Raw genomic sequence first — 6,172 nt, forward strand, 5'->3', positions numbered from 1 at the left:
CCTCGGATCTGCGGGTGGACTACCGCTGCGTGGGGGCACGCCGCTGTGCTGGCCATGGTCGGGCACGCCGGCATCGAAAGTCAAGAATTTCTGACGCCCGTCAGGAATAAGTAGAACAACCCTCCGCACCGCTGTGGCTGCGGTCCGCAGCCCCTGTGGTCAGACCTCGGGTAGGCCCACGTAGTTCTCGGCCAGGCTGGTGGCGTAGGCACGGGAGGTGGCGACGTAGCGCAGGGTCGCGATCTGCAGATTCGTCTCGTACGGGTCGTCGCGATCCAGCCGGTGCAGCATCGAGGTCATCCACCAGGAGAAGTGCTGGGCCCGCCAGACCCGGCGCAGCGCGGTGGCCGAGTAGCTGTCCAGGAGGTCGGTGCGCCCCTGGCCGTACCAGGCGGCGAAGGCCTCCCCGAGCAGCGCGACGTCGGCGAGGGCCAGGTTCATGCCCTTCGCGCCGGTCGGCGGGACGATGTGTACCGCGTCCCCGGCCAGGAACAGGCGCTCCCACCGCATCGGCTCGACCACCAGGCTGCGCATCGGGGTGAGCGACCTCTCCAGGATCGGCCCCTCGTTGAGCGACCAACCCGGCACCGTCTCCAGTCGGGTCCGCAGCTCCGACCAGATCCGCTCGTCCGGCCAGGCGGCGAGGTCCTCGTCGGGCGCGACCTGGAGATACAGCCGCGAGATCTCAGGTGAGCGCATGCTGTAGAGGGCGAAGCCCCGGTCGTGGTTGGCGTAGATGAGTTCCTCCACCGCCGGAGCGGCGGCGGCGAGGACACCCAACCAGGCGAACGGGTACGTCCGCTCGTAGGTGGTCAGCACCCCCTCGGGCACCGCGCCACGGCTCACCCCGTGGAAGCCGTCGCAGCCGGCCACGAAGTCGCAGCGCAGCTCCTCCGCTCGTCCGTCGCGTCGAAAGTGGATCGACGGCGTGTCCGAGTCGAGATCGTCCAGGCGGACCGCCTCGGTGTCGAAGAGGATCGTGCCGCCGGCCGCCAGCCGCGCCGCGATCAGGTCCTTGACCACCTCCTGCTGCCCGTAGACGGTGATCGACCGCCCGGTCAGCTCGGTCATCGGCACCCGGTACGACTCCCCGGCGAAGCGCAGTTCGATGCCCTCGTGCCGCAACCCCTCCCGGTGCAGCCGCTCGCCGACACCGGCGCGACGGAGCAGGTCGACCGAGCCCTGTTCGAGGACACCCGCCCGTAGCCGGCGCTCGACGTAGGCACGGCCGCGGCCCTCCAGCACCACGGACTCGATGCCGTGCAGGTGCAGCAGGTGCGACAGCATCAGCCCCGCCGGCCCGGCACCGACGATGCCGACCTGGGTACGCATCTCCGACAACGCTTCCTCCCGAGGTCAGAACGGGTACCGGGTGATGCTGCCCCGCATGGTGAGCCACTGCGTCTCGGTGAACGCCTCGACGTTCGCCGCGGCGCCGCCGAACCGGGAGCCGGTGCCGGAGGCGCCAACCCCGCCGAACGGCGCCACCGCCTCGTCGCTCACGGTCTGGTCGTTGATGTGCACGATCCCGCTGGGGATCCGGTCGGCCAGCGCCATCGCCCGCATCACGTCGCGGCTGAGAATGCCCAACGACAGGCCGTACTCGGTCTGCCGGGCCAGGGCCACGGCCTCGTCCTGGTCGGCGAAGGTGAGCACCGGCGCGACCGGGCCGAAGACCTCCTGGGCGTACGCCGGGGTGGCGGGCGTGACGTCGACGAGCACCGTGGGGCGGTAGAACAACCCCTGGTACGTGCCGCCGGCGGCGAGCCGGGCACCCGCGTCGACGCTCGCGGTGACCAGTGAGTGAATCTTGTCCCGCTGGTGTTCGTCGATGATCGGCCCGAGTGCCACAGGCTCCTTTGCCGGGTCTCCGACCGGCAGTTGGTCGGCCTTCTCGGACAGCTGCTCCACGTACCGCCCGGCCAGGCTCTCGTGCACCAGGTGGCGTCCGGTGGTCATGCAGATCTGACCCTGGTGCAGAAAGGACCCCCAGGCGCCGGCGGAGACCGCGAGATCCAGGTCGGCGTCGTCGAGCACGATCAGGGCGGAGTTGCCGCCGAGTTCGAGGTGTGCCCGCTTGAGGTGGCGTGCGGCGGCCGCGCCGACCTCGCGGCCGGCCGCGGTCGAGCCGGTGAAGCTGACCAGTCGCACGTTCGGGTCGGCCACCAGCGCCGCGCCGGTCTCGGCCCCGCCGGGAAGGACGTGCAGCAGCCCTTCGGGCAGGCCGGCCTCCTCGAAGACCCAGGCGATCGAGAAGCCACCGCAGACCGCGGTGCGGGTGTCGGGCTTGAGCACCACGGCGTTGCCCAGCGCCAGAGCCGGGGCGACGGAGCGGATGCCCAGGATGAGCGGGACGTTGAACGGCGCGATCACACCGACCACGCCGACGGGCAGCCGGCGGGCGAGGCTGAGCCGTGGCTGCGCACTCGGAATGATCTCGCCGAGGGGATGTGAGGCCAGCGCCGCCGCCTCGTGGCACTCCTGCGCCGCGGTGTCGGTCTCCAGCTCGGCCTTGGGTGCGACGGACCCGGACTCCCGCACGATCCAGTCGCCGATCTCCGCCGCGTGCTGCGCGAACAGGTGCCCGGCCCGGCGCAGCACGGCGGCCCGCTCGGCGTAGCCGGTGGCGGCCCAGGCGCGCTGCGCGGTGGCGGCGTGGGCGCAGGCTCGCCGCACGTCGTCGGCGTTCGCCACGCCGACCTGGCCGAGCTGCTCTCCGGTGGCGGGGGACCGGACCGGAAGCGAGCCGCCGGCCGGGGTCACCCACCCGGCACTGTGGACCTTGCCCTGCCAGTTCGTCTCGTCGAGCAGCGTCACGGGGGTCCTCCTGGGAGCGTGGGCCTCGGGGTTGTTCGCCTACCGAACGGCCGTTCTCTTTATGAACGTTGGCACGCGGTCTGGCTCGCGTCAACGCGTGGTCCGGACCTGTCGGCGGGAACCCGGCGTTGACGGATGCCGATGGCCGCCGTACGTTCGATATCAGTACGACAGTCCGCATAGCGAACAACCGGCGTCGCCATGCTGGTCGCGGGGGCGGGGGAGGCTGATGGCGAAGCTCGTCTCGCTGGCCGACGGCGTGGCCGACCTGGTCCACGACGGTGACGTGGTGGCCCTGGAAGGGTTCACCCATCTCATCCCGTTCGCCGCCGGTCACGAGATCATCCGGCAGGGACGGCGTGACCTCACCCTGGTGCGGATGACGCCCGACGTCATCTACGACCAGCTGATCGGGGCGGGGTGCGCCCGTCGGCTGGTCTTCTCCTGGGGCGGCAACCCCGGCGTGGGGTCGCTGCACCGCTTCCGGGACGCCGTGCAGCACGCCTGGCCGGGTCCGCTGGAGTTGGAGGAGCACAGTCACGCCGGCATGGCGAACCGCTACGTGGCCGGCGCGTCCGGGCTGCCGTTCGCCGTCCTGCGCGGCTACACCGGCACCGACCTGCCGCGACACACCACGAACATCCGGCCCATCAGCTGCCCCTTCACCGGCGAGGTCCTCACCGCCGTGCCCGCCCTGCGTCCCGACGTGACAGTGGTGCACGCGCAGCGCGCCGACCGGATGGGCAACGTGCAGATGTGGGGCATCACCGGGGTGCAGAAGGAGGCGGTGCTGGCCGCACACCGGTCGCTGGTCACCGTCGAGGAGATCGTGGACCAGCTGGAAGCCGTACCCGGGCAGGTCGTCCTGCCCGGCTGGGCGATCACGGCGGTCGCCGAGGTGCCCGGCGGCGCGCACCCGTCCTACGCCCAGGGCTACTCGGTACGGGACAACGACTTCTACCGGTCCTGGGACGCCGTCAGTCGGCACCGCGACACCTTCCGCGCCTGGCTCGACCAGCAGGTGCACCAGGCCGGGGCGCCGGCGTGACCGACGAGACCAGCACGCCGGGCTGGACCGCGGACGAGATGATGACCGTCGCCGCCGCCCGCCAACTGCGCGACGGCACCGCCTGCTTCGTCGGGATCGGGTTACCCAGCACGGCGGCGAACCTGGCCCGGGCCACCCACGCCCCGAACCTGGTGCTCATCTACGAGTCCGGTTGCCTCGGCGCGAAGCCGGACCGGCTGCCGCTGTCCATCGGGGACGGCATTCTCGCCGACACGGCCGACGCGGTGGTGTCGGTGCCCGAGGTGTTCAACTACTGGCTCCAGCCCGGCCGGGTCGACGTGGGCTTCCTCGGTGCGGCGCAGCTCGACCGCCACGGCAACATCAACACCACTGTCGTCGGCGGCGACTACCACGCCCCGACGGTCCGGCTGCCCGGCGCCGGTGGCGCCCCGGAGATCGCCGCCTCCTGCGGCGAGGTCGTGGTGATCGTCCGGCAGAACCGCCGGACGTTCACCGAGCGGGTCGACTTCGTGACCTCGGTCGGGTACGGGTCCGGTCCGGGCGACCGGGAACGACTCGGCCTGCGCGGCGGCGGTCCCCGACTGGTGATCACCGACCTCGGCGTCCTCGAACCCGATCCGGTCACCCGCGAACTCACCCTGACCCGCCTGCACCCGGGCGTCACCCGGGAGCAGCGCGGGCGGCCACCGGCTGGGACCTCGCCGTCGCCGAGCCGCTGGGCACGGGTGCGCCACCGACGGCGCACGAGCTGGCGGTGCTGCGCGCGCTCGAGGCGACGAAGCACCCGGCGCCGGTCGTGGTGCCGGAAGGGTGACGGGAGAGACCATGACCACCCAGCACACCGTCCACCAGCCCAACGCCGACCTCGTGCTGCCGAATTACCGGCCTGACGACGTCGACGTCCACCCACCCCTGCTCAGTCCCGGCTACCGGTCGACGGTGGCGCGGGCGCCGAGGCAGCCGCTGACGTACCTGCCGCAGCGGCTCACCGAGATCACCGGCCCGTTGCTGGGGGAGGGACGGCTGGGCGAGCACGACCACGACCTGACCCGCCAGCACGACGGGGAGCCGCAGGGACAGCGGATCATCGTGCACGGCCGGGTCCGCGACGGCGACGGCCGACCGGTGTCCGGCAGCCTCGTCGAGATCTGGCAGGCCAACGCCGCGGGGCGCTACCGGCACGCGAGCGACACCTGGCCGGCACCGCTCGACCCGTACTTCGACGGGGTGGGCCGGGCGCTCACCGACGACCAGGGGCACTACCGGTTCGTCACCGTGCAGCCCGGCGCCTACCCGTGGCGCAACCACGACAACGCCTGGCGGCCGGCGCACATCCACTTCTCCCTCTTCGGCCGCGCGTTCACCCAGCGGCTGGTGACGCAGATGTACTTCCCCGGCGACCCGCTCTTCTTCCAGGACCCGATCTTCAATTCGGTGCCCGACCCGGACGCCCGGCAGCGGATGGTCGCCCGGTACGACCACGCCAGCACCGCACCCGAGTGGGCGCTGGCGTACGAGTTCGACATCGTGCTGCGGGGCCGGGAGAGCACCCCGTTCGAGGACGGGGACGACGATGAGTGAGCGGCTGGGCGGCACCCCCGCGCAGACGGTCGGGCCGTACCTGCACATCGGGCTGCGCTGGCCCGACGGTCCGTACGTCGTACCCGAGGGCACGCCGGGCGCGTTCTGGATCCGGGGCCGGATCTTCGACGGCACCGGCGCGGCGGTGGTGGACGCGATGGTGGAGAGCTGGCAGGCCGACCCGGACGGCCGGTTCGACCACCCGGACGACCCGCGCGGCGCCCGGCCGCCCGCGGTGCCGGGCTTCCGGGGCTTCGGGCGCAGCGAGACCGACGGGCAGGGGTGGTACCGGCTGCTGACCGTCAAGCCGGGGCCGTTGCCCGACCCCGACGGTGGCACCGAAGCGCCCCACCTGAGCCTGTCGGTCCTCGGGCGAGGTCTGCTGCACCGCCTCGTCACCCGGCTCTACTTCGCCGACGAGCCGGCGGCGAACGCCGTCGACCCCGTGCTGCGCGGCGTCGACGCCGACCGCCGGGAAACCCTGCTGGCCAGCCCCGCGCCGGACGGGTTCCGCTTCGACATCCGTTTGCAGGGTGACCGTGAGACAGTCTTCTTCGCCGTCTGACGGCCTGCTCGGCGGCCTATCCGGCGCCCGGGACGTCGACCGGGAACTCAGCGATTCGTCCCTGCTGCGGGCGATGCTCGACGCGGAGGCCGCGCTCGCCCGCGCCGCGGCGGACGCCGGCGTCCTGCCCCCGGCCGGCGGCCGACGCGATCGTCGAACACTGCGCGCCGAGCGGTACG

The 6,172-nt window shown here is 72.3% G+C and carries 6 protein-coding genes and 1 pseudogene; 5 read left to right on the forward strand and 2 right to left on the reverse strand.

Annotated features, from left to right (window positions below; translation table 11 throughout):
- Positions 1-159: 159 nt before the first annotated feature.
- Positions 160-1,332 carry a 4-hydroxybenzoate 3-monooxygenase gene (locus JM949_RS14915; protein ID WP_203149080.1) on the reverse strand — a complete coding sequence of 391 codons (1,173 nt, stop codon included), beginning with the start codon at positions 1,330-1,332 and terminating at the stop codon, positions 160-162.
- Positions 1,333-1,356: 24 nt separating this feature from the next.
- Positions 1,357-2,817 (reverse strand): benzaldehyde dehydrogenase, encoded by a 1,461-nt coding sequence (locus JM949_RS14920; protein WP_203149081.1) that lies wholly within the window; start codon positions 2,815-2,817, stop codon positions 1,357-1,359.
- A gap of 229 nt (positions 2,818-3,046) precedes the next feature.
- On the opposite strand from JM949_RS14920, the gene JM949_RS14925 reads away from it, so the two are divergent.
- The 5 genes and pseudogenes from JM949_RS14925 to JM949_RS14945 form a co-directional block, all read left to right on the forward strand.
- Complete coding sequence (locus tag JM949_RS14925; protein WP_203149082.1) at positions 3,047-3,865, forward strand: CoA transferase subunit A; 819 nt, start codon at positions 3,047-3,049, stop codon at positions 3,863-3,865.
- Complete coding sequence (locus JM949_RS14930; protein ID WP_309232163.1) at positions 3,862-4,737, forward strand: CoA-transferase subunit beta; 876 nt, start codon at positions 3,862-3,864, stop codon at positions 4,735-4,737. Before JM949_RS14925 ends, JM949_RS14930 begins: the two co-directional genes overlap by 4 nt.
- Complete coding sequence (gene pcaH, locus JM949_RS14935; protein ID WP_203149083.1) at positions 4,673-5,428, forward strand: protocatechuate 3,4-dioxygenase subunit beta; 756 nt, start codon at positions 4,673-4,675, stop codon at positions 5,426-5,428. The genes JM949_RS14930 and pcaH overlap by 65 nt, the downstream gene beginning before the upstream one ends.
- Complete coding sequence (gene pcaG, locus JM949_RS14940) at positions 5,421-5,993, forward strand: protocatechuate 3,4-dioxygenase subunit alpha (RefSeq protein ID WP_203149084.1); 573 nt, start codon at positions 5,421-5,423, stop codon at positions 5,991-5,993. The genes pcaH and pcaG overlap by 8 nt, the downstream gene beginning before the upstream one ends.
- Positions 5,968-6,172 (forward strand): annotated as a pseudogene (locus JM949_RS14945) (3-carboxy-cis,cis-muconate cycloisomerase); the annotation flags it as partial. The gene pcaG and the pseudogene JM949_RS14945, both read left to right, overlap by 26 nt.

Origin of the sequence: Micromonospora tarensis, assembly GCF_016803395.1 — a bacterium.
Classification (GTDB): Bacteria; Actinomycetota; Actinomycetes; order Mycobacteriales; family Micromonosporaceae; genus Micromonospora; species Micromonospora tarensis.

Bases quoted from the DNA above. Each gene is read 5' to 3' on its own strand.
- JM949_RS14915 (WP_203149080.1), bottom strand. From the start codon at position 1,332: ATGCGTACCCAGGTCGGCATCGTCGGTGCCGGGCCGGCGGGGCTGATG.
- JM949_RS14925 (WP_203149082.1), top strand. From the start codon at position 3,047: ATGGCGAAGCTCGTCTCGCTGGCCGACGGCGTGGCCGACCTGGTCCAC.
- pcaH (WP_203149083.1), top strand. From the start codon at position 4,673: ATGACCACCCAGCACACCGTCCACCAGCCCAACGCCGACCTCGTGCTG.
- pcaG (WP_203149084.1), top strand. From the start codon at position 5,421: ATGAGTGAGCGGCTGGGCGGCACCCCCGCGCAGACGGTCGGGCCGTAC.